18 protein-coding genes are annotated in these 22,032 nt (G+C 72.4%); 5 read left to right on the top strand and 13 right to left on the bottom strand.

What is annotated here, in order from left to right; translation table 11 throughout:
- Nucleotides 1-33: 33 nt before the first annotated feature.
- From ABT171_RS22990 to ABT171_RS22980, 3 genes are all read right to left on the bottom strand, one after another.
- A complete protein-coding gene (locus tag ABT171_RS22990; RefSeq protein WP_351246611.1) occupies nucleotides 34-2,913 on the bottom strand; it encodes a lectin in 2,880 nt (959 codons plus the stop codon).
- 150 nt (nucleotides 2,914-3,063) lie between these two features.
- Nucleotides 3,064-4,470 (bottom strand): HAMP domain-containing sensor histidine kinase, encoded by a 1,407-nt coding sequence (locus ABT171_RS22985; RefSeq protein ID WP_351246609.1) that lies wholly within the window; start codon nucleotides 4,468-4,470, stop codon nucleotides 3,064-3,066.
- Nucleotides 4,467-5,186: a response regulator transcription factor gene (locus ABT171_RS22980; protein ID WP_351246607.1), complete on the bottom strand. Its 720-nt coding sequence runs from the start codon at nucleotides 5,184-5,186 to the stop codon at nucleotides 4,467-4,469. The genes ABT171_RS22985 and ABT171_RS22980 overlap by 4 nt, the downstream gene beginning before the upstream one ends.
- 206 nt (nucleotides 5,187-5,392) lie before the next feature.
- On the opposite strand from ABT171_RS22980, the gene ABT171_RS22975 reads away from it, so the two are divergent.
- Nucleotides 5,393-6,586: a cytochrome P450 gene (locus ABT171_RS22975; RefSeq protein WP_351246605.1), complete on the top strand. Its 1,194-nt coding sequence runs from the start codon at nucleotides 5,393-5,395 to the stop codon at nucleotides 6,584-6,586.
- Nucleotides 6,587-6,641: 55 nt separating this feature from the next.
- Nucleotides 6,642-7,055, top strand: coding sequence for a DUF1707 SHOCT-like domain-containing protein (locus ABT171_RS22970; RefSeq protein WP_351246603.1), 414 nt, complete (start codon nucleotides 6,642-6,644; stop codon nucleotides 7,053-7,055).
- Between the two features lie 10 nt (nucleotides 7,056-7,065).
- On the opposite strand, the gene ABT171_RS22965 is transcribed toward ABT171_RS22970, so the two are convergent.
- Together ABT171_RS22965 and ABT171_RS22960 are read right to left on the bottom strand one after the other, a co-directional pair.
- Nucleotides 7,066-8,712, bottom strand: a complete 1,647-nt coding sequence (locus ABT171_RS22965) for an APC family permease (RefSeq protein ID WP_351246601.1) — start codon at nucleotides 8,710-8,712, stop codon at nucleotides 7,066-7,068.
- A gap of 110 nt (nucleotides 8,713-8,822) precedes the next feature.
- Entirely contained in the window at nucleotides 8,823-9,815 is a 993-nt protein-coding gene (locus ABT171_RS22960; RefSeq protein ID WP_351246599.1) for a trypsin-like serine peptidase, read from the bottom strand.
- Between the two features lie 323 nt (nucleotides 9,816-10,138).
- Here ABT171_RS22960 and ABT171_RS22955 point away from each other — a divergent pair, with 323 nt between their 5' ends.
- Nucleotides 10,139-10,444 (top strand): hypothetical protein, encoded by a 306-nt coding sequence (locus tag ABT171_RS22955; RefSeq protein WP_351246597.1) that lies wholly within the window; start codon nucleotides 10,139-10,141, stop codon nucleotides 10,442-10,444.
- 88 nt (nucleotides 10,445-10,532) lie between these two features.
- Here the strand turns inward: ABT171_RS22955 and ABT171_RS22950 are convergent, their stop codons facing one another.
- Nucleotides 10,533-12,527 carry a glycoside hydrolase gene (locus ABT171_RS22950; protein ID WP_351246595.1) on the bottom strand — a complete coding sequence of 665 codons (1,995 nt, stop codon included), beginning with the start codon at nucleotides 12,525-12,527 and terminating at the stop codon, nucleotides 10,533-10,535.
- A 143-nt stretch (nucleotides 12,528-12,670) separates the two neighbouring features.
- Entirely contained in the window at nucleotides 12,671-13,507 is an 837-nt protein-coding gene (locus ABT171_RS22945; protein WP_351246593.1) for an NAD(P)H-binding protein, read from the bottom strand.
- A gap of 82 nt (nucleotides 13,508-13,589) precedes the next feature.
- Here ABT171_RS22945 and ABT171_RS22940 point away from each other — a divergent pair, with 82 nt between their 5' ends.
- Nucleotides 13,590-14,534 carry an AraC family transcriptional regulator gene (locus ABT171_RS22940; protein WP_351246591.1) on the top strand — a complete coding sequence of 315 codons (945 nt, stop codon included), beginning with the start codon at nucleotides 13,590-13,592 and terminating at the stop codon, nucleotides 14,532-14,534.
- A gap of 110 nt (nucleotides 14,535-14,644) precedes the next feature.
- On the opposite strand, the gene ABT171_RS22935 is transcribed toward ABT171_RS22940, so the two are convergent.
- A complete protein-coding gene (locus tag ABT171_RS22935) occupies nucleotides 14,645-15,850 on the bottom strand; it encodes a polysaccharide deacetylase family protein (RefSeq protein WP_351246589.1) in 1,206 nt (401 codons plus the stop codon).
- A gap of 215 nt (nucleotides 15,851-16,065) precedes the next feature.
- On the opposite strand from ABT171_RS22935, the gene ABT171_RS22930 reads away from it, so the two are divergent.
- The gene (locus ABT171_RS22930; protein ID WP_351246587.1) at nucleotides 16,066-16,680 is read left to right on the top strand and encodes a TetR/AcrR family transcriptional regulator; all 615 of its coding nucleotides are present in this window, start codon (nucleotides 16,066-16,068) and stop codon (nucleotides 16,678-16,680) included.
- A gap of 50 nt (nucleotides 16,681-16,730) precedes the next feature.
- On the opposite strand, the gene ABT171_RS22925 is transcribed toward ABT171_RS22930, so the two are convergent.
- From ABT171_RS22925 to ABT171_RS22905, 5 genes are all read right to left on the bottom strand, one after another.
- A complete protein-coding gene (locus tag ABT171_RS22925; protein ID WP_351246585.1) occupies nucleotides 16,731-17,612 on the bottom strand; it encodes a DMT family transporter in 882 nt (293 codons plus the stop codon).
- Between the two features lie 119 nt (nucleotides 17,613-17,731).
- Complete coding sequence (locus tag ABT171_RS22920; protein ID WP_351246583.1) at nucleotides 17,732-19,480, bottom strand: carbohydrate binding domain-containing protein; 1,749 nt, start codon at nucleotides 19,478-19,480, stop codon at nucleotides 17,732-17,734.
- 192 nt (nucleotides 19,481-19,672) lie between these two features.
- Complete coding sequence (locus ABT171_RS22915; protein ID WP_351246581.1) at nucleotides 19,673-20,311, bottom strand: hypothetical protein; 639 nt, start codon at nucleotides 20,309-20,311, stop codon at nucleotides 19,673-19,675.
- A gap of 193 nt (nucleotides 20,312-20,504) precedes the next feature.
- Nucleotides 20,505-21,269, bottom strand: a complete 765-nt coding sequence (locus ABT171_RS22910; RefSeq protein ID WP_351246579.1) for a YqjF family protein — start codon at nucleotides 21,267-21,269, stop codon at nucleotides 20,505-20,507.
- A 57-nt stretch (nucleotides 21,270-21,326) separates the two neighbouring features.
- A complete protein-coding gene (locus ABT171_RS22905; protein WP_351246577.1) occupies nucleotides 21,327-22,007 on the bottom strand; it encodes a maleylpyruvate isomerase N-terminal domain-containing protein in 681 nt (226 codons plus the stop codon).
- Between the last annotated feature and the right edge of the window lie 25 nt (nucleotides 22,008-22,032).

The raw sequence follows: 22,032 nt of genomic DNA, 5'->3' as shown, positions 1-22,032 counted from the left end.
ACGGCATGTTCCGGCACCGGCCCCCACACCGGGTCAGCCGCTCCCGAAACCGATCGCGAAGACGTGCAGACCCCCGGCGGCGACATCGGACGGCAGGCGCACACCGCTGACCGTCTTGCCCGGACTCAGTGCCACGGGCGCCGTGGCGAACACATACGTCCGGGTGCTGTCGGACGCGGTGCCCGCGTGGTTGCGGTACGGCAGGGTCACCGCGACGGTGTTGTCGGCGAGCGGCGAGCCGGCGCCCCCGCTCAGCGTCCAGTCGGAGAGTCCGACCGCGACCGACTGGGTCGTGCCGTCCGTGTAGGTGACGGTCGCCGTGCCGGAGGCCGGACCGTTGTTGGCGGCACCCAGGAAGGAGATGCTGCCCGAGCCCGACGTCCGTACCGTCTGCCCGTTCGCCTCGTAGTTGTCCGGCGCGCCGGGCGGCACGTCGGGCCAGGTGAAGGTCACCCCGTTCACGGTGATCCGCGAACCCGGCGTGACGCCCGCGCCGGCCAGGGCGTGCGTGGAGTAGCTGTAGCCCGCGCCGTCGAAGTTGGCGGAGCCGGCGGCGGTGTCACCGGATGTGCCGACGTCGCCGTAGGTGGCCGCGCCCGGGTAGGAGCGCGGGGCGGCGGAGGCGTCCGACGCCCAGGAGGTGTCGGGCGAGGTGCCGAGTACGTAGGTGAGGGTGCCGCCGCCGCTCAGCGCGCCGTCGGGTGCGTGTGCCGCGTTCCAGGCGGTGCCGTTCCACGTGGCCGACTGGACGTAGGGGGCGTCGTCCGCCGCACCGTCGCCGTTGACCGTGAGGGTGTGTCCGGACGGCAGGGTGATCACCGCCTGGGGGAAGAGCGGGCTGCCCAGGGCCAGGTCGGCGGTGCCGGGGGTCTCGGGATACATGCCGAGGGCGGACCACACGTACCACGAGCTCATCTCGCCGAGGTCGTCGTTGCCCGCGAGCCCGGCCGGGCCGGCGGTCCAGATCTGGTCCTGGATCTGCCGGACGACCTTCTGCGTCTGGTACGGGCGGCCGATGTAGTCGTACTCCCAGGGAATGTTCAGGCTCGGCTCGTTGCCCAGATCGGTGTATCCGCCCGCGCCCGTCAGCGAGGACAGGTCCGTGTCCAGGTACGTGGCCATGGCCGCGTCACCGCCCAGGGCGGTCGCCAGTCCGTGCAGGTTGAACGGCACCATCGGCGTGTACTGCCAGGAGTCGCCCTCGACGAAGTTCCGTCCCGAGGCCGGCGAGAAGCCCGCCGTCCAGGTGCCCGAGGCGTCGCGCGGCTGGATGAATCCGCTGCCGTGGTGGAAGAGGTTCTGCCAGTCCTGCGCCCGGTCCGCGAACCGCTGCTGGTCGGCGGTGTGTCCGAGGGCGCCGGCGAAGGCCGAGACGGCGAAGTCCGCCGAGTCGTACTCCAGGGTGGTGGCCGCCGCGCCGTAGAAGTTGCAGCAGCCGTACTTGCCGTTGCTGGGCAGCCAGCCCAGCTGCTCCAGGTAGGCGAGGCCGGGCCGGTTGTCGTTGGGGACGGTGGCCTCGGCGATCATGCCCTGGAGGGCGGTGGCGGTGTCGAAGGCGCGGGCCCCGAAGGCGTAGTAGTCGGCGATGATCTCGTCCGCCGGGTCACCCACCATGACGTGGGTCTCGCCGTTGTTCTCCGACCACTTGGGGAACAGGCCGGTCTGACGGTAGTCGTCGACCATCGACTGAGCCGTGTCGGAGGCGATCCGGGGCGCGACGAGCGCTTCGAGCTGGGCCTGCGAGCGGTAGACGTCCCAGCCCGAGTAGTTGGCGTAGGCGGCGCCGTGGCCCGGGTCGACGGTGTGGGTCCTGCCGTCGAAGCCGGGATAGCGGCGGTTGGTGTCACTGATCACGTTCGGATGCAGCAGCGCGTGGTACAGCGCCGTGTAGAAGACGGTCTGCTGAGCGGGCGTCCCGCCGGCGATCCGGACCCGGCCGAGGAGGGACTTCCAGGCGTCGTGCGCAGCGCCGCGGACCTTGGCCAGGTCCCAGCCCGGGTTCTCCGCCTGGCGGTTGGCCGCCGCGCCGGCGGCCGACACATAGGAGATGCCGACCTTGGCCTGAACCGCGCGACGGGTGGTGGTGTCGAACGTGACATAGCCGTCGGAACCGCTCGCCCCGGGAACGAAGGCATGGGGCGTACGGGGCACGGTGCCGTGCAGCACCGGCTTGTTCGGCGCCTCGGGGGTGCTGGGGGAGGCCACGGTGGTGGGAGTGGTGGGCGTGACGGCGGCCAGTGCGGTGCCGCTGTGGCGGAACGGCTGGTCGAAGACCATGTCGTAGTAGACGCTGTAGGAGTTGCCCTCACCGCAGAAGTTCCCGCTGGTGACCATCCCCCGCACTTCTCTGTCGCCGACCACGTCGAAACGCGCCGCGGTGTCGCCGTTCTCGCTGCCCGTCAGCTTGAACAGGAGGTTCGCCCGGGTGGTGGCCGGGAAGGTGAACCGGGCCATCCCGCTGCGGGTGGTGGCGGTCAGCTCCGTCGTGACGCCGTTGTCCAGGGACACCGTGTACGAGCCGGGCGTGGCGGACTCGTTCGCGTGCGAGAAGCCGACCGTGGTACCCGTGTCCACCGTGCCGACGGTCGGCAGTACGGGGATGTCACCGGCGGCCCGGCAGCCCGGACCTGCGATATGGGTCAGACCGAATCCGGTGATGGCGGAGTCGCCGTACTCGTAGCCGCCGCCGTCCGGGCGGTGCGGGCTGGTGTCGGGGCTCCACTGGACCATCCCGAACGGGGTGTCGGCCCCCGGGAAGTCGTCGGCGGCGTGTGTGGTCCCGATGAAGGGATTCACGAGTGACGCCGGGTCGGAGACCGGCGCGGGCGGTACGGGATCGGCTTGGGCGGGGGCGTAGGCGGCACCCACGGTCAGGGCGCCGGCGGCGAGCACGGACAGAAGGCGGAACGGCACCATCGTGACCATGTCCCTTCGACAACGTTGTCCCGCAAAGTGGCCCCTCGGGCCCCTGCTGTCAAGGACACGCGGTACAGAACCAGCCGTTCGTCTGACGTGACGTCACATCGCCGCGCGGCAACGCTTCGAGGGCGTGATGGTCCCCGGCTACCCGGCCGGTGTCATCGGCACGGAGGGCAGCCTCAGGCGGAACAGGGCACCCCCGCCCGGGGCCTGGTGGGCGGTGAGTTCGGCGTGGTGGGTGTGGGCGATCTGACGGGCCATGGCCAGGCCGAGGCCGGAGCCGGGCAGGGCACGAGCGGCGCGGGCCCGGTAGAAGCGGTCGAACACATGCGGAAGGTCGGCCGCGTCGATGCCGGGACCGTGGTCGCGGACGGTGATCTCCAGCCCGTCGCCGTCCGCGGACCGGCGCGCCGCCACCTCGACCCGGCCGCCGGGCGGGGAGAACTTGGCGGCGTTGTCCAGCAGGTTGGAGAACAGCCGGGTCAGCCGGCTCGGCACCGCGGCCGTCAGCGAGGACGCCGCCGCGGTGCCGGTGTCGAGGACGAAAAGGACGTGCGGCCAGTGATCGCGGGCGGCCGCCACCGCGTGCTCCAGCAGCGCGGCCGGCCGCACCGACTCCAGTGCCTGCTGCGGCTCTTCGTCGCGGGCCAGGTCGATCAGGTCGTTGACCAGCGTGGTCACCTCCCGCAACTGGCGGGTGAGGGCGCCGGTCGCCCGCTCCCGCTGGCGCGGGGTCAGCCGCTCGGCCTTCAGCAGGATCTCGGCGTTGGCACGCAACGCGGTCAGCGGCGTGCGCAGTTCGTGCGAGGCGTCGGCGACCAGGCGCCGTTGCGCGGCGAGCGACTCCTCCAGGGCGTCGAGCATCGTGTTGAAGCTGACGGCGAGCCGGGTGATCTCGTCCTCGCTGCCGCGCTGCCCGGACGGCAGCTCGATACGGAGGCCCGCGTCACGCGTGGCCGTGATCCGCTCCGCGGTCGACGTCAGCCGGGTCACCGGAGCCAGCCCCGAACGGGACACCCAGTAGCCCAGCAGGGCCGCGACCGGCACACCGGCCCCGCCGATCACGGCGAGCAGTCCGGCGGCCTGCCGCTCGGCGTGCCGCACCCCGTCGGAGCGCAGCGCCACCTGCATGGCCAGCCCGCGGCGGGCCGGAGTGGTCAGCACCCGCACCGGTCGGCCGTCCACCGACGCCGTGCTGTAGTACGGCGCCCGGCGGCGGGCCGCGACCTCGCGCACCGCGTCCGTGACGGGCAGAAGATAGGGCCGGCCCGGGTCGTGTACGGCGGACACGGGCACCAGTTGGGCGCAGGCGGGCGCGGCCAGGTACCGGCACTCGCCGGCCTGCACCCCGGGACCCTCCTGCTGGTGCTGCTGGACGGCCAGCGTGGCCGCCTGCGTCAGCCGCAGGTCGAACTGCCGGTGCAGGGTGTAGACGGTGACGGCGTACGCGCCCGCGCACACCGCCAGCGCCACGCCCGCCACCGCGGCGGACGCGGTCAGGGCGAGCCGGCGGCGCAGCGGGGGGCGACGGTGCCGGCGGGGCCGCGTCACCGCTCGTCCAGCCGGTAGCCGACGCCGTGCACGGTGTGCACGAGCCGCGGGGCGCCGTCGGCCTCCAGTTTCCGGCGCAGATACCCGATGTAGACGGCCAGCGAATTGGAGTCGGGCCCCAGGTCCCGGCCCCACACCCAGCGTGTGATCGTCGCCCGCTCCAGTACCTGCCCGGGGTGGCGCAGCAGCAGATCCAGCAGGCTCCACTCGGTGCGGGTGAACTCCAGCCGCCGCCCGCCGCGCTGCCCCGTACGGGTCCGCGGGTCCACGACCAGGTCGGCGAAGCGCAGCTGCGCGGACGGGGCCGGCTCGGCGGGGCCGGCGCGGCGCAGCAGGGCGCGCAGCCGGGCCGCCAGCTCGTCCAGCGCGAACGGCTTGACCAGGTAGTCGTCCGCTCCCGCGTCCAGGCCGTCCACCCGGTCGCTGACCGCGTCCAGCGCGGTCAGCACCAGGATCGGCGTACGGTCGCCCAGCACCCGCAACTGCCGGCACACCGCGAGCCCGTCCACCACCGGCATCATCACGTCGAGCACCAGCGCGTCCGGCTCCCAGTCCGCCACGGCCGCCAGAGCGGCGTGTCCGTCCGCCGCACCACGGACGGTGAAGCCCTCCAGGGCCAGCCCGTCCTCCAGGGCGGCGCGTACCTCGGGGTCGTCATCCACCACCAGCACGCGCGCACCGCCCGCGGGGGGCACGTCCTCAGCTGCGTCGTTCATGGGGCAAGCCTGCCAAACGGCGTTCTTAACAGCCTCTTAGACCGTTCGTTCATTGCAACGCGCCATTGCATTTGAGTTCAGCGTCATTGCATCAATTTCCCGCCGTCTAGCTGGGTGAATGCCATTTGGGCGATTGACGGGATGGTGAACGCAACGTAGCTTTCGAGGCACACCAAACACGTAATATCGCGAAACGGGGAATGGTCATGAGTGAAGCCCTCCACACCGTCACGGCGCTGCCGACGGAGCGTCAGGCCGGCTGCCCCTTCGACCCGCCGGCGGAGCTCACCGACGCCCGCCGGCACGGCCCCATCAGCCACTACACCCACCCCGGCGGAAGGCCCGGCTGGCTGATCACCGGATACGACCTGGTGAGGTCGGTCCTGGCCGACTCGCGGTTCAGCTCGCGCAGGGAACTCCTGAACGTGGGCGACTTCGAGGTTCCCCCGGCCCCGCCCGGCGAGTTCCTCCTGATGGACGACCCCCAGCACCGGCGCTACCGCCAGCCGCTGGCGGGCAGGTTCACCGTACGGCGGATGCGGCTGCTCACCGAGCGCGTCGAGCAGATCACCGCCGACTGCCTGGACGCCATGGAGAAGGCCGGGCCGCCGGCGGACCTGGTGACCGCGTTCGCCAAGCCCATCCCCACCATCGTCATCTGCGAGCTGCTGGGGGTGCCGTACGAGGACCGGGGCTCCTTCCAGGAGCAGATCGACACGTTCATGGGCGGGGAGACGAGCGAAGAGGAGCTGATAGCGGCCTACACCGCCACCCAGGAGTACCTCGCGGAGCTGGTGGCCGCCAAGCGTGCGAACCCCACCGACGACGTGCTCAGCGAACTCACCAGCAGCGACCTGACCGATGAGGAACTGAAGGGGATCAGCCTCATTCTGCTGGCGGCCGGGTTCGACACCACCGCGAACATGCTGTCCCTCGGCACCTTCGCCCTGCTGCAGCACCCGGAGCAACTGGCGGCGCTGCGCGCCGATCCCGCGCTCGTCGACGGCGCGGTGGAGGAGCTGCTGCGGTATCTGAGCGTCGCCAAGACGTTCATGCGGACGGCACTGGAGGACGTCGAGCTGGGCGGGCAGACCATCAAGGCGGGGACGACGGTCGTCCTGTCCTACAACACGGCCAACCGCGACCCCGAGCGCTTCGCCGACCCCGACGTGCTCGACCTCCGGCGGCAGGACGTCGGCGGGCACCTGGCCTTCAGCCACGGCATCCACCAGTGCCTGGGCCAGCAGCTGGCCCGCGTCGAGATGCGGGTCGCGTTCCCCGCGCTGTTCCAGCGCTTCCCCACGCTGCGCCTGGCCGTGCCGGCCGAAGAGGTCGGCCTGCGCCCGGAGACCGCGGACATCTACGGGGTGAAGAGCCTCCCGGTCACCTGGGACGCCTGACCACGATCGAGCCGGTGACGGATGTGCCGCAGGAGCAGAAGGGGGAGCGGGGCCCATGAACGGCGCCGGCCGGGAGCCGGAAGGTCCGCCGCTGCTGGTCAGTGACGAGGACCGGGACATGGCCGTGCGGCGCCTCGGGGAGGCGTACGCCGAAGGGCGCATCTCGTACGAGGAGATGGACGAACTCCTCCACCGTGTCCTGACCGCCAGGACGCACCAGGACCTCGGGCCCGCGTTGGCCTCGCTCCCCGAGGAGCACGCGGGCACCCCGGTCGAGTTGCACCCCGGCACCGGCGGGGCCAGGATCACCGTGCCGCGCGACGCGACCGTCGAGACCGACGAGCTGCGCACCGTGTGGAAGCAGCCTCGCCACCGCACCCGGCGGCACCCCCGCCCCGGCGGGCCGAGGATACGGATCTCCGGAACCATGGAGTACGGGCGGCTGAGGATCCGCCACGCGCGACGTTGAGGCCGCGGCCTCAGAGGACGTCCTCCTCCTCCGGAACGACGACCTGGTCGATCAGGTGCTGGATGCGTTCGCTGGGCAGGGCGACCGCCATGGCCCAGTAGTAGATGAGGAGGCTGAACACGGCCACGACCCCGATGTCCCACCACAGCGGGAACCAGGGGTGCTTGAGCGGCCCGAAGTCGCTGAGGTAGACGATGAGCCCCATGCCCACCAGGTAGACCGGCAGCCATTGCGCGGCCCGCAGGTCGAGCTGGGGAGTGATGGGGTTCATCTTGAACATCCGGTTGGCGACCAGGATGACGTAGCCGAGCAGGATGGCGACGCCGAGCTTCCAGTCGGTGGTCCAACCCGACCACAGGATCAGCAGGTTGGCGACGATGAAGGCGAGCGGCGACATCCAGCCGCCGCCGGGCAGCCGGTAGGGGCGGTGTGCCTCGGGCAGCCGGTCGCGGAACACCCCGAAGGACAGCGGGGCGCCCGCGTACATCAGCACGCTGGCGCTGGTGATCAGGCCGACCAGGGAACGCCAGCTGGGGAACGGCAGGAAGCAGACGCAGCCGATCACGAACGCGGTGATGAGGCCGACCCAGGGGACACCGCGCCGGTTGGTGGCCTCGAAGACGGAGGGCACATAGCCGTTGCGGCTGAGGCCGTAGGACACCCGGGAGGAGCCGGTGATGTAGATCAGACCGGTGCCGGCGGGCGACACCACGGCGTCGAGATAGAGGACCGTGGCCAGCCAGCCCAGACTGATGAGCGTGGCCACCTGGGCGAAGGGACCGCTCAGCGCGGTGAACGCGGAGTTGGCCCAGTGGCTGCCGATCTGGGAGGCGGGCAGTGCCGCGAGGAAGGCGACCTGCAGCAGGATGTAGATCAGGATGCCCAGGATGATCGACCCGATGACCGCCCGCGGGATGTCCCGCTTGGGGTTGGCGCTCTCACCGGCCAGCTGGTCGGCCTGCTCGAAGCCCAGCAGCGCGAAGATGATGCCGCTGGTGGAGACGGCGGACAGGATGCCCTTGGCCCCGTACGGGTCGAACCCGTCGGCCGCGGTGAAGTTGCCGGTGTGGAACTGGGCGATGGCGAACACGAAGATCGTCAGCAGCGGGACGCCGACCTTCCACCAGGTCGCAGCGCTGTTGGTGCGGGCCAGCAGCCGGATGCTGAGGAAGTTGATGGCCGTGATGACCGCCATCAGCCCGACCGCGACGGCGATGCCCGGCGGGGTCAGGACGTGCTCGCCGCCCTGGACCTTCTCCCAGCCGCTCGCCCAGGAGTAGTGCTGGCCGTACGTGATCATCGCCAGCACCTCGATGGGTGCCACGGTGGCCGCCTGCAGCCAGGAGAACCAGCCGAACGACGCACCGGCCGCGCCGCCGAAGGCGTAGTGCGGGAAGCGGGCGGTGCCGCCCGAGACGGGATACATACCGCCGAGTTCCGCGTGCACCAGCGCCAGGATCAGGATCGCCAGGCCGCCGATGCCCCAGGAGATGATCGCCGCCGGACCGGCGGCCGCCAGCGCGCCCTGTGCGCCGAAGAGCCACCCGGACCCGATGATCGAACCCTCCGAGGCCCAGATGAGTCCGATGAATCCGATCTCACGCCGGAGCCCGGGCTTGTGGGCTTTCGGACCGGGGGCAGCCTCTGACACGGCCATGGTCCGCACCCCCTCGATAGGGTGATGGTCACCCCTATCGTGCCACGGTGCCGTTGCCTTGGCAGTGGACGTGCAGGCACGACTTCCGCGCCATGGGCAGGGACGACCGCCTATGAGCCGGCGGTGAGGTGGGGGCCGGCCGGCGGGGCCCCGGTGACCGCTGCCCCGTACAGGGCGTCCGTGGCGGTGCCGAAATAGGCGCTGTAGGAGATCTGCGGGGTGTTGCCGCCGGTGTGATAGCCGCCGATCACCCCGATGACCGCCCAGCCGCCGGGCCAGGGTACGAGCATCGGACCGCCGCTGGTGCCGCCCACGAAGGCGTCGCAGGCGATGCGCGGGAACGTACCGGGGTCCGCCGGGTCGTCGCTGTCCCACCTGGTGGTCCAACTCCAGCACTCCAGCGGCTTCTCCGCCCCCGCCGGGTAGCCGATCATCCGTACCGGGGCGTGGTAGTAGCCCGTCCCGGTGAGCAGCCGCACCCCGCCCACCGCGTCCTCCAGGCGTGTGCCGTCCTGGTTGGGCTCGGTGGCCGCGAAGGCGAAGTCGTACCCGGCTCCGGCGTGTTCGCCCAGGTCGTAGTACTGCCGGGGGACATAGACGCCGTCGGTGCGCACCGGGAAGATCCCGAAGGGCTTGCCGCCGTCGTGGTACTGCGGGACGAAGGCCAGGTGACGCGCGGGCGAGGTGCCGGCATAGCCCTTCAGACAGTGGCCGGCGCTGAGCACCAGGTCGTGACCGGGGCTGCGGACGACGGAGCCGCTGCAGGTGCGGCCGGTGCCGCCGGCGTCCGTCCAGAAGAAGGTACCGGCCTGGGGGATGCCGTCGAAGCTCCGGCTCGGCGGGATGTACTCGCCCGGCCGGGGCCCGTCCACCGCGGGGGTCGCGCCGACGGCCGTCGCACCCGGCTCGCTCCCCTTGACGGTGTCGGCCGGCAGCGCGGCCGCCATGCGGGCCGGGGTCCAGTAGGCGTCGAGCCGCTCGGCGAGCGGATTCCGGGCGGCCGTGGCGCCGTCCGCGGACGCCGTGGTGGTGAGGCCGGCACAGAGCAGCAGGGCTGCCGCACAGACGGCGGCGTATCGCACGATCCTGGTCCCGGGTCTCATCAGTTCCCCTCGAAGCGGAGGCAATTGACGGCCCACCATAAGCCCGCGGCGGTGGGCGGCACAGCGCCCGCTGCCGCCATTCGTGGACCGCTGCCAGACAGCTCCCGCAGCCCCGTGCGTCCGCTCAGGTCAGGGCGGCAGGGAGGCTGCCGCCCTGATCGCGTGGCGGGCGCGGCCGGTGGGATGAGTGGGTTGCGAGTCCCTGGGTAGACGCCCCTCCCGGTCATGGGAGGCGGTCCGGCGGTCCGCCCCCACGGAGCAGCGGGACCATCCGTCACGGACCGCACACGCGGGGTCATGGACCCCACCGGAAGGAGAAGGCCATGAAGAAGCTGATACGGAAGGCAAGCGCGGCCGGCGTCGTCACCACGGTGGTCGCGGGTGCTCTCCTCACAACCGGCGGCGGCGCGGCGGCGGCCACCTCCGGGCCGGAGGGACACGCCGCCACCGGGAGCGCGGCGGTGCACGCCGGCCCGCACACGCCCTGCCGGCGCGGCCCCGGTCAGCGGACCGATCCGTGGGTCGCCGGCCAGCTGGCGTGGTTCGTACCGGGCGCCCGGCACCGTCTGGCGGTGTACGACCCGTGGATCAAGGACCAGCTGGCGCGCTTCGCGTCTTCCTCCTGTTAGACCCCGTACGGCCTCGTCGCCGTCCCCGCGTCCAAGGCCCCCGATCCTGTCCCGGCGCCGGCGGCCTGTTCCGGCGGCCGGCCGTGTCTCACAGACCCGCGGGGCACAACCGCTGCTTCCCGCCGCCCTTGAGCACCGCGTCGACACATCCGGCGGGCAGCCCGTCATGGGACGTGGTGGAGAAGTTGGCCGTCACGGTCAGCACTCCGCTGCCGAACGTGGTGCGCTGCACGAGACCGTCGTCGGTCAGCCGGCGGAAGTCGGTCATCGGCTGTGTGGCCGCCGCCTTGTGCAGGGGCTCGAAATACCGTTGCACCTGGGCGATCCGCTCGCCGTGGCGGTCCAGTTCGGACTGGTCGAGGACCAGGTTGAGGGGCACGTTGTACAACATCGCGAGCAGCGCGCGGGTGCGGCTCTGGTCCGGGAGTTTCGACCACGACAGCTCCCAGCGCTCGGTGCTGATCACCGAGTCGTGCAGGACCGTCTGGGAGAGCGGCACGCGGTACCTCGGGTCGTACATCGCCTTCGCGACATCGGCCGGCAGGTGGACGGGCTTGAAGAAGACCCCCGGCGCGTTGGCGGGGGTGTAGCCGCCCCAGGCCGGGCGGTCCCGCTCCAGCTTCCACAACCGGTCGTCGACCGGTGTGCCCGAGCCATGGCTGAAGGACAGCACTCCGTTCGCCCAGGAGCCCGCACTCTCCGAACCGAGCACCAGACGGCGGTCGCCGGACAGCCACGCCATGCGCGCGAGCCGGTTCCTGCGGTCCTGGGCCTTGGTCATCGGATGCGCCGGAGAGTGATCGGCGAACAGTTCACCCGCGGCGTCGACGTCCAGGAAGTAGCTGGTGGCGCCGCCCGCGGTCATCTCCCCGACGCGGTCGGCCAGGTAGTGCCGGCCGGGCTCGGCGCGGCGGAGCGCCTCGGAGCTCACATAGCAGCCGCGGCCGCCGAAACCGGTGACGATCGTGCCGTCCGCCCCGCGTACACAGGCGGCCTGCCACACCGGTGCGGGCCAGGCGGACACGGGGGTGTCGGCCGACGCCGGGTCCTGTGCGTTGGCCCAGGAGTCGTAGGGCCCGACGAGGTAACCGGCCTGCCGGGCAAGGCGGGTCGCCTTCCCGTCCATGGGGGCGCCGTCGGCGTCGTACCCCAGCCACATCCGGTCGATCCCCAGCTCCCGCAGCCGGCGGACGCCCTCGGCGGTACGTGCCCGGCCCCATGTGTAGGCGTGGAACGCGCCGACCAGCCTGGCGACTTCGGGGTTGCGCGCGATCTTCTGCCGCAAGGTCGTGATGCCGCCGTGGCCCTGGAGCCAGGCGCGGTAGTCGCGCGCCGCCGCTACCGGCGACCCGTCGGTGAGTGCGAACGTCACGGTGTACGTCCCCGTGGCCTGCTGCGCCGAGAACGTGTGCTCGGCCTCGGTGTGCAGCCGGCCGCCGGCGGACACGAACCTGAGCGTCGTGCCGATGTCGGACTCGACGATGTAGCTCGCGCCGTGCCGTCCGGACTGACTGGTGCCCCAGAAGGGCATGGTCAGGCCGCCTGCCATGTCGGCCTCGGTGCCCGCCAGGCCCGCCGAGGGGGAGTTCCACCACCGGTCGGCGACCGGTACGGACAAGCCCTCACCGCGCGGGAACTGCAGCTCCTGCGTGGTCCGGTCCGTGCCGGAGACCGGCCAGGTCAGGGTGGACCGCCGTGCCGAGCGCACGGTGACGGCCAGGCGCCCGTCCCGCGCGGACGCGGTGACGGTCAGCCCCCTGTCGCCGTAGCCCCAACTGGCCCGCCCGCCGCGGACGGTGACCTTCCCGGGCGCACCCAGATCACCGGGCGCCGGTGCGGACAGCTGCCAGGTGCGGCCGTCGTCCGCTCGGGCCCGCACCGCCAGGGACCTGGTGTCCACCGTGGCGCGGCCACCGTCGACCGGTACGGAGAGCTGGTCGCCGTGCGCTTCGATGTGCCGGGCCTGATGCGTGCCGGACCCGAACGCGGCGGCCGTACCGACCAGACCGACCATCAGCAGCGCACCGCCCACCGCGACGATCTTCGTCTGCGGCTTCGTCTTCTTGAGCTTCCTGGCCTTCATGCCCGTGGACTCTGGCGACCGGACATAAGAGAGATCTCAGAGACGTCTCCGGGGCGGTGGCGCCCCCGGACTTCAACCGCTCGGACTCGCAGGCCGCCCGGAGACCCGCCACCGGCGGCGGGGCGGGCCCAGGCCCCGTCGGGTCAGCGCCAGCGACCTGCGGCGGCGGCCTCGACGACGTAGTCCTCGAACGATCGGGGCTGTCGGCCGAGTGCCCGCTCCACACCGTCGGCAACGCCCGGGCCCCGGCCGTCGCGGATGTCCACGAGCAGGCCGGTGAGCAGACGGGCGACGCCGGCGGGCACGCCTTCGGCGACCATGCGGTCCACGAAGACGTCGGGGTCGACGTCCAGGTGACGGACCGTCCGGCCGGTGGCGGCGGCGATCAGGTCGGTCGCCTCGCCGAAGCCGATCGCCCGCGGGCCGGTCAACTGGTAGGTCTGTCCGCTGTGGCGGTCCTCGGTCAGCGCCGCGGCGGCGACCTCGGCGATGTCCTCGGCGTCGACGAACGGCGTGCGCCCGTCACCGGTGGGCAGGGCAAGGCTTCCGGCCAGGACCCCCGGCAGCCAGAAGGACTCGCTGAAGTTCTGCGCGAACCAGTCGGGCTGCAGGATGGTCCAGTCGACGCCGGAGTCGCGGACGGCCTGTTCGGCGGCCTTGAGCGGGTGGCCGTCGTCGGCCCGGCCGACGCCGTGGGCGGAGAGCAGCACCAGGCGCCGCACGCCGGCGGCGACCGCGTCGGCCACCAGGCGCGGGATGCGCGCCTGCCGGTCCACGCCGGACTGCCGGTTCGGCTCCACGAGGTAGACGGCGGCGGCGCCGTCGAGGGCGGGCGCCCACGTCGCCGGGTCGTCCAGGTCGAAGTGGACGTCGCCGCCGGTGCGGGACGCCGTACGGACCGGCCGGCCCTCGGCCGACAGGCGGCGGGCGATGCGGCGGCCGGTCTTGCCGGTGCCGCCGAGGACAAGGATGTTCTTCATGCCTTCCAGACAACGCCCGTGCGGGCAGACCATCCATGGGAGATCATCGTCAATCCCTTTGTGATCGTCTAGCGTGGCCGGCATGGACGTCCTGAGCGATCTGCTGCACCGTGCCCGAGCCAGGAACGCACAGATCCGGCGGCTGATCCAGCGGCCACCCTGGTCGATGACCTTCGCCGACGCCCCTACGCTCACGGTCGTGGCCACCCTCGGCGGCTACGCGTCAGTCCGGCTCGACGACGACCCGCAGCCCACACCGGTGCGGTTGGCCGCCGGGGACATCGCCCTCATCAGCGGCACCGACCGGTACACGATCGCCGACGCCCCGGACACCCCACCGCAGGTGGTGATCCGCGGCGGAAAGAAGCACGTCATCGACAGCGGGACGGCGGCCCGGCAGAACCTGGGCCCCCGCACGTACGGTGACGGACTGCCCGGTGCCACCACCCTGCTCCGGGGTGCCTACGAACTCCGCGGCGACGTGGGCGAACGCCTGCTGGACATGCTCCCGCCGCTGGCTGTCGTGCCCGCCGGGCCGCGCACCCGGGCGGCGCTGGACCTGCTCGCCGCCGAGGTGGCCCACGACGAGCCCGGCCAGGACGCCGTCCTGAACCGGCTGCTGGACCTCGTCCTGGTGCTGGCGCTGCGCGCCTGGTGCGCCCGGCCGCAGGCCCGACTCCCCTCCTGGTACCGGGCGCTGGCCACCCCGTACGTCGGCGACGCGCTACGCCTGCTGCACGAGGCCCCGGCGCACCGATGGACGGTCGCCGAACTGGCCTCGCGTGTCGGCCAGTCCCGGGCCGCCTTCGCCGCGCGCTTCACCCGGGTGGTCGGCGAGCCGCCGCTCACGTACCTCACCGGCTGGCGGATGGCCCTGGCGGCGGATCTGCTGCGCGACACGGAGGAGACCGTCGCCGCGGTGGCGCGCGAGGTGGGCTACGCGGACGCGTTCGCGTTCAGTGTGGCCTTCAAGCGGGCGCGCGGGGTCAGCCCGTCGGACTGGCGGCGGCAGCTGCGATCGGGATGACCGGTCAGGTCATGACCGTACGGGCCGGCGAGCCATCGGCACGTGCTGTCCACTGACTCCTGCGGGTCACCGTGGATGCGGCCGGGCACATCGAGTGGGAGATGTCGGTCTCAGACACGCAGGAACGCGGACCAGCCGCCGTCCGGTTTCCGGCCGACCTCCAGGGTGCGCAGTTTCGCGAGGATCCGGGGGTCCTGGGCGTCGAGCCAGTCGACGAACTGCCGGAAGGAGACCAGGCGCACGTCGTGCCAGGCGGCGATCTGCCTGAGGGCCTCCTCGGCCGCGTCCATGTAGATGCCGCCGTTCCACTGCTCGAAGTGGTTGCCGATGAACAGCGGCGCCCGGTTCGTCTCGTATGCCCGCTGGAACCCGGCCACATACGCTGCTGCGGCCTGGGCGCGCCAGTAGGGGTAGTTGTAGGAGGGCGCCCGGGTCGAGTTCTTCGACTGGTTCGCCATCATGTTGTAGTCCATGGACAGCACCTCGAACCTGTGCCCGGGAAACGGGATGCTCTGCAGCGGCAGGTCCCACACGCCGCCCCGCTTCCTCGGCCAGCACTGCAGCCCGCCGGGCGAGGAGGCGTCGTAGCGCCAGCCCAGTTCCCGCAGGACCGGCAGCAGGTTCCTCTGCCCGAGCAGGCACGGGGTTCGGCCGCCCACGAGTTCCTTGTCGTAGTCGAAGGGGAGCGGCGGATCGTCGTGCCAGCCGGTGTGCGACCGCCAGCACTTGACGAAGGTCCGAGCCTGCTCCACCTCCGAACGCCACTGCTCCGGGGTCCAGTTGGCCACCGATCCGGGGCCGACACAGAAGTGCCCGTTGAAGTGCGTACCGATCTCGTGGCCGTCGAGCCAGGCCTGGCGGACGTACTTCAGCGTCGCCTTGAGGTGTTCGCCGGTGAGGTAGCCGATGTCGGAGGCGCCGACCGGGTTGTTCGGCGGATCGTAGAGCCGCTTCTTCTCCTCCGGCAGGAGGTAGAGGCCGGAGAGGAAGAACGTCATGTGCGCGCCGTGGGTGCGGGCCAGCTCCAGGAAGCGCGGGAACAGTCCGGTGCCCAGCTCGCCGGCACCGTCCCAGGAGAACACCACGAACTGCGGCGGGGTCTGACCGGGTTCGAGGGGCTCGGGCGGGTCCGGCTGGTGGGGCTGCCGTCCGGTGTACGACGTGGAGCCGTCCCCGATCAGCCGGGGCGGCCCCTGCAGGGGCGCCGTACCGTCCTCGTCCGAGCGGCCCGTGCACCGGTCCAACGAGGCGGCAGCCACACCGATACCGGCGCCGAGACCGAGGCGAGCCACACTCCGGCGGCTGATTCCACTCATCGCCATCCCAACCCGCGCCCCGCCGCGACGCCTTGCGCGTCACCTCAGCCGACACTCGGTCCCGACCCGACAACTCACACCACCTTAGAGCTGATAAGTGGATAAAACTGCTAATTGCGTACGGTGTGGCGTGGAAGGGGCGGGCCCGGCACCCCTCGCGTCACCCGGCCGGCCCCACGGCGACGAAGCCCTCGCACGTGTCTATCCTCAGTCAGGTGACTGACTCAGAATCCGCCGTCACGGCCGGGGCCGCGCGGCCGGGCCGTTCAGGCCGGGGCGGCAAGCGTGAGCGCCTGGTGCAGGCGGCCGTCCAGGTCTTCCATGAGCAGGGCGTGGAGAGGACCACCCTCGGCGACATCGCCCGCACGGCCGAGGTGCCGCTCGGCAACGTCTACTACTACTTCAAGACCAAGGACCAGCTGGTCGAAGCCGCGGTGGACGCCCACTGCGCACGCCTGGGCGCGCTCACCGCCCGCCTGGACGCCCTCCCCGACCCGGCCGCCCGGCTGAAGGAGCTCGTCGCCGGCTGGGTCGGTGAGCGCGCGACAGCGGCCCGCTTCGGCTGTCCGTTCGGCACCCTCGCCACCGAGCTCGCCAAGCGCGACGACGGCCCGGACCAGGCCGCCGCGAAGGCCGTGCGGGCCCTGCTCGACTGGGTGGAGTCCCAGTTCACCCAGCTCGGCCGCGCCGACGCCGCCGCCCTCGCCGTCGAACTCGTCGCCGCCCACCAGGGCATCTCCGTCCTCACCCACACCCTGCGCGACCCCGGTCTGATGGCCGCCCAGGGGGAACGGCTCCGGGAATGGATCGACGGGATCGCGGGCCGGTAGGCAGCGGGAGCCACGGGGGCGCGCGACCGCCTGGCTCACCCCTTTCCCGCTCAGGTCGCCGGGTGCCGTTGTCCGGCCGCGTCCGGCACCACGGTGATGTGCTGGACGGCCCGGCTGAGCACCACCACGCCCACGACGATCAGCGCGGCGCCGCACACCTCCGGTACGAGCCACCAGCCCGTGCGGATCCGCTCCCCGAACAGGGTCATGCCGAGCGTCAGGCTGATCACCGCGTCGCCGATGGTCAGCGCGGGCTGCGCCGCCGCCAGCGGCCCGGCCTGGAGCGCGTTCTCCAGCAGGATCACGGCGGCGGCACCGGTGAGCGCGAAGCCGTACGTCTGCCAGGACTTCAGGAACGCCGCGAAGCCATGGTCGGCGAAGGTACCGGCGGCCGATTTCAGCAGGGCGGCGGTCAGCGCGTTGCCCGTGGCGGAGGCCGCCGCGAGGAGTGCGGCGCGGCGGGCCGGCGAGTGACCCCGGCCGCAGAGCAGGACGGCCGCGGCCATCCCGCCCAGGCACAGGCACAGGGCCGGGATCCAGCGGGTGAGCGGCGCGTGGTGGGTGGCGCCGTGCGGGGCGGCGGCGACGAGCAGGACGGCGAGCCCCAGCACGCAGCCGCCCACCCCCCGCCAGCCGGAGCGGGGCAGCCGCTTGTGCATCAGCGGGGCGGCGACGAGCAGCGCGAAGGGCAGCTCCAGGACGAAGAGCGGCTGGACCAGCGCGAGGGGGCCGTTGACCAGGGCCAGGCTCTGGAACAGGGCGGCGCACACCACCCCGCACATGCCGATCACCCAGAAGGGCCGGCGCACCAGCTCCGCGAGCAGCCGGAGCCCGCCACGGCTGCTCGCGGACGCCGCCTTGCGCTGGAAGGCGGTGCCCACGGCGTTGCTCGCGGCTCCCGTGACGGCGAACGCCGCGGCCAGTTCGATCACGACCGTCTCCTGCCTTCGGGAGGCCTCCCGGAGGAGCTTCGGGTCCCTTCAGCCTACGAAGACGGCGTCCGGTGCTCGACCGGAGCGGTGGGGCCGGCGGCTGCCCCGTGGAGCCCGCCTCAGCCCAGGGTCAGGTCGTCGGCGTAGACCGCGCCCTGGCCGTACCAGCCGTGGACGTACACCGTGACCGTTCCGGAGGCGCCGGTCGTGAACGGGACCGTGAGCTTCGACCAGGACGAGGGCGAGGCCCAGGTGCCGGCGGTCGCGCCACCGCTGACGCCGAGATAGGCGTACGGACCCTGCACCCAGCCACTCAGGGTGTAAGCCGTGCCGGGCTTCAGGGCGAGGGTCTGCGCACACTGGCCGGTCCGGGAGGACGAGGGCTCGGTCTTCAGGGCGTGGGAGCCGCCGTGCACCGGGGAGGAGACCACCGCGGCCCCGGTGTCGCAGGTCCACGGCGAGAGCGAGCCGGTCTCGAAGCCGCCGTTGGCGAGGGCGGTCGACCCGCCGGATCCGTTGACCGTCAGGGCGAGCGTGGAGCTGTGCCGGGTCGAGCCCGCCGTGCCGGTGACCGTCAGGGTGTAGGTGCCGGGGGCCGTGGCGGCGGCGGTCTTCACGGTGAGCGTGGCGGAGCCGCCCGCCGTGACGGAGGAGGGGCTCAGTGAGGCGGTCACTCCGCTCGGCGCGCCGCTCACCGCGAGATCGACGGTCGGGGCACTGCCGGAGGTCGCCGAGGTCTTCACCGTCGCGGTCGTACCCGCTCCGGGGTCCACCGATGCGGTGGCGGGGGAGAGGGAGACGGAGAAGTCGTTGGCGGGCGGGGTCGTCGTACCGCTGGTGAAGGGCGCGAAGGTGTGGGTGAAGTACCAGGTGTCCTGGGAGATGCCGGAGCAGGTGTCGGAGGCGCCGGAGCCGGGGCAGCCGCCGTTGTCACGCTGGAGGGCCCAGAAGGAGAGGGTGCCGATGCCCTTGGCGGCCGCCCAGTCGTACACCGCGGGGGCGTCGGCGGTGGTGAAGGTCTCCGCCGGGCCGTAGTCGTCCACGCCGGGCATCTCGGTGACGCCGACCATGTTCCAGAGCTGACCGTCCGACAGGTTCGGGTAGAGACCGGCGAGTTGGTCGCGCAGGCCGCTGGCGGCCGTCTCGGTGTCGGTGGCCATGTGGTGGGTGGCGCCGTCGTAGTAGTCGAACGTCATGATGTTGACGACGTCGATCCTGGCGCCCGCGCTCTTCGCGCTGCGCAGTACGGCGAGTCCGCTGTCGGCGAGCCCGCTCGTCGTGGTCGGCAGCGTGTAGGAGAACTGCACCGGGCGGCCGTTCGCGGCGGCCCAGTCCTGGACCTTCTTGATGGCCTGGTTGCGGCGGTCGACACCGGCGGTGTTCGTGAGGGAGTTGTCCTCGACGTCCATGTCGAGCCGGGAGACGTCGTAGGTGGTGATGATCTTCTCGTAGGCGGCGGCGATGGAGTCGGTGTTCGTGCAGCTGTCGGCGATCTCGGTGCCGCCGTTGTCGGCCGCGTAGCCGCCGAGGGAGGGGATCACGTCGCCGCCGTGCGAGCGGATGGTGCGGAAGTCGGCACCGAAGACGGAGGAGTCGACCGGCGTGGCGGTGTCGCCGTTCCAGTACGGGGTGCAGGAGCCCTTCTTGTCGGTCTGCAGGAAGGCCATGGTCAGGTACTTGGCGCCGGAGGCCTGGGCGAGCGCGGCGGGGCTGTCGCCGTTGTACGCCTCGAAGTAGGGCGCGAAGACATGTGCGGGCAGCGGGGTCGCCGCGTGCGCGGTGCCCTGGGCGCCCAGGACGAGCCCCGCGGAGGCGGCCAGGGTGGCCAGGCCTGCGAGCAGGGCGCGGAGGGGTCTCGGACGTGTCATCGGTGCTCCCGGATGGCGGACGACGGCCGAGCGTGTGTGGGCGGGCGGAGAGGGCGCGCGGCCGGGTGTATTGGTCTAGGCCATAGTTGGTCTGGACCACGCCCGGGTCAAGGTGCGTGAGCCGCCCTTTGCCCGTTCATGGGAGTCAATCCATGCGCGGATCATGGGAGTTGATGTTCCATCAGGACCAAGTCAGGGCATCGGTCCGCTTACCGTCGTCGTCACGCGCACCAGGTACGGTCGGCGGGGCGTCGAGCCGAAGCCGAAGCGCACGGCGGGCTCCACGGGCGCGAGGGGGCCGAGGTCCCGTCCCTCCTGCACCGCGCTCGCCGCCGTGATGCGGTGCGCGTCCCGGGCGCCGTACCACTCGTACCGGCCGCCGCCGGCGCTCCCGCGGGTCCGCACGCCGAGCAGCAAGCGGGCGATCGGGTCCGTCAGCGCCGTCCAGCCCGTCCGCGTGGCCAGCGCACCCGGAACCGCCCTGAGCAGGAGTCCCGGCAGGCCTCTGGGCCCGATGGTGAGCCGCAGGCCGAGTAGCGGACCCGCCGTCACCGCCCACTCGTTCCCGGTGACCCGGACCCGCACGGGTACGATCCGCACTTCGTCGAACGCATAGGTTCCGGCTATGAAGTCCGCCGCGCGCCGGGTGGGAGCCAGCAGCAGGCGGTGGCCGTCGGCGCGCTCCAGCATCACGTCGCTGAACGGGCCGAAGGGCGAGCGCGGCCAGTGACCGAGGACCACGCGGGTGCCGGACGCCGTGCCGATGCCGGCGATCCAGCCGTCGAAACGCGGCCCGGCACCTCGGCCGGGACCCGAGGCGGAGCGGTTCACGCGCGCCGGGCCGCGCGACGCCGGAACCGGCCCCGGCGCCGCCGTGCCGGGCGCCGTTCGCTCGGTGCCGCGGTGTCCGGCGAGCATCCCGGACCCCGCGTGCACCGCTCGCGGGGAAGCGGGTTCGCGGGCGGCCGCCCGCCGTCGTCCGCCGGGTCGGCCGGCCGCTGGGGCCCGGTCGTGAACACCGGCTTCATGCGTGCCCGGCTCCCTCGGCGCGGGGCGGATCCGCCAGGGTGCCGCCCGCTCCACGGTGTGTCGCCCGCACCGGACGGGAGAGGCCGAAGCGCACCCCGTGCACCCCCTCCGAGAAGTGCAGCAGCGGCTGCGCGGCGGGCGGGGGCAGCCCGGCGGCGCTGACGAGGGTCTCCTCGACGTCGACGAGATGCGCCTCGCGCAGCGGCCACGGCTCGTGCTCGACGGGCGTCTCCCACAGCATCCCGAGCCGCCGCGAGAAGCACCGCCAGCGGGAGGTCAGCCATACGTCCCGGTGGGTGGGCCGGATCGGCTCGCCGGGACGGACGGCCACCCGGTAGCGGGGGCCGCCGCCCCGCCGGGTGCCTGTGTACGCCTGGACGTCCTCGCGGCGGGACAGCGCCAGGCGGCCGAGGTGGTACGGCGCCCCTATCGCGCGGGCGGCCAGCATGACCGGGGCGGACACCTCGATGGAAAGGAACCACAGCCCCTCGCGTCCGTCCGGCCCGCGCACGTAGGTCCGCAGATTGGTCTCCTCGAAGGCGGGCAGCGCGGCCGGGAATCCCGGCGGGCGGACGTCGGCCATGACGAACGGCGTGAGACTCACCCACGCCGACCCCTCGTACGTGTCCACGACGAGCCCGTCCGGGAGCAGGCGCCGCACCTCCTCCGGGGGATAGGCCCAGTGCAGGAACGTCTGCGTCTGCCATCGGGCACAGAGCTCGGGGACGTACACACGCTGCTCCGGTCCGTACGAGACCATGTGCACCGACTGCCCCGGGGGCCGGTAACGAAACCGGGGCCATGTGCGGGCCGCTCCTCAGCCGAACAGGGGGAACCGGTCCGCCGCCGCGCCCAGGGCGGCCCGTTCGGCCCCGGTGAGCGCGGCCCGCCCGGTGCCCACGCGCGCGTAGTGCTCGTCGGTCCACTCCGGCAGGCCCGGTCGCCCGAGCAGACCGTCCAGCGTGGCGCGCACCGCCGCCAGGCCCTCCCGCGCCGGTCCCGGCGCGTCCGGGAGACGGACGGTCAGGTCCAGGTGGTGGACGGTCGCCTCCACCGCGAGGGTGGTCAGCAGGTCTCCGGCCGTGAGCACGTGCCCCTGTGTGGCGACGCGCTGTGCGGGGTCGGCGGCCTCCGCCGCGTGCACGGCCGCCGCCAGGGTTTCCCGGTACAGGCCCTGGAGCTGACGGAAGTCGAGGAACATGCTGCCGTTCACCCGTGCCCACCGCCGGCCGTTCGCCGCTCCGACGGTGTCCGGCCGCCAGTCCTGCCAGTAGGTCACCGCGTCCCGGTCCACCGGTTCGCGCGCCGGTGTGTGCAGGGCCACGAGCGCGCGTTGGGCGTCCGTCAGGCAGTGGAAGACGAGGTCGCGGACCGCCCAGCCGGTACAGCCGGTCGGCAGCCACGACTCCTCGTCACCCAGGTCCGCGACGACCGCCGAGGCCGCCTCGTAGGCCGCGCGCACCGCCCGCGCCGGGTCGACGCCCTTGCCCGTGCTCATGCCTCCCCCTGTCCGCCCGCCGTTC

It is taken from the genome of Streptomyces sp. NPDC001851 (assembly GCF_040297165.1).
Taxonomy (GTDB): Bacteria; Actinomycetota; Actinomycetes; order Streptomycetales; family Streptomycetaceae; genus Streptomyces.
Note: the sequence above shows the minus strand (reverse complement) of the source record. Positions and strands in the feature narration are given on the sequence as shown.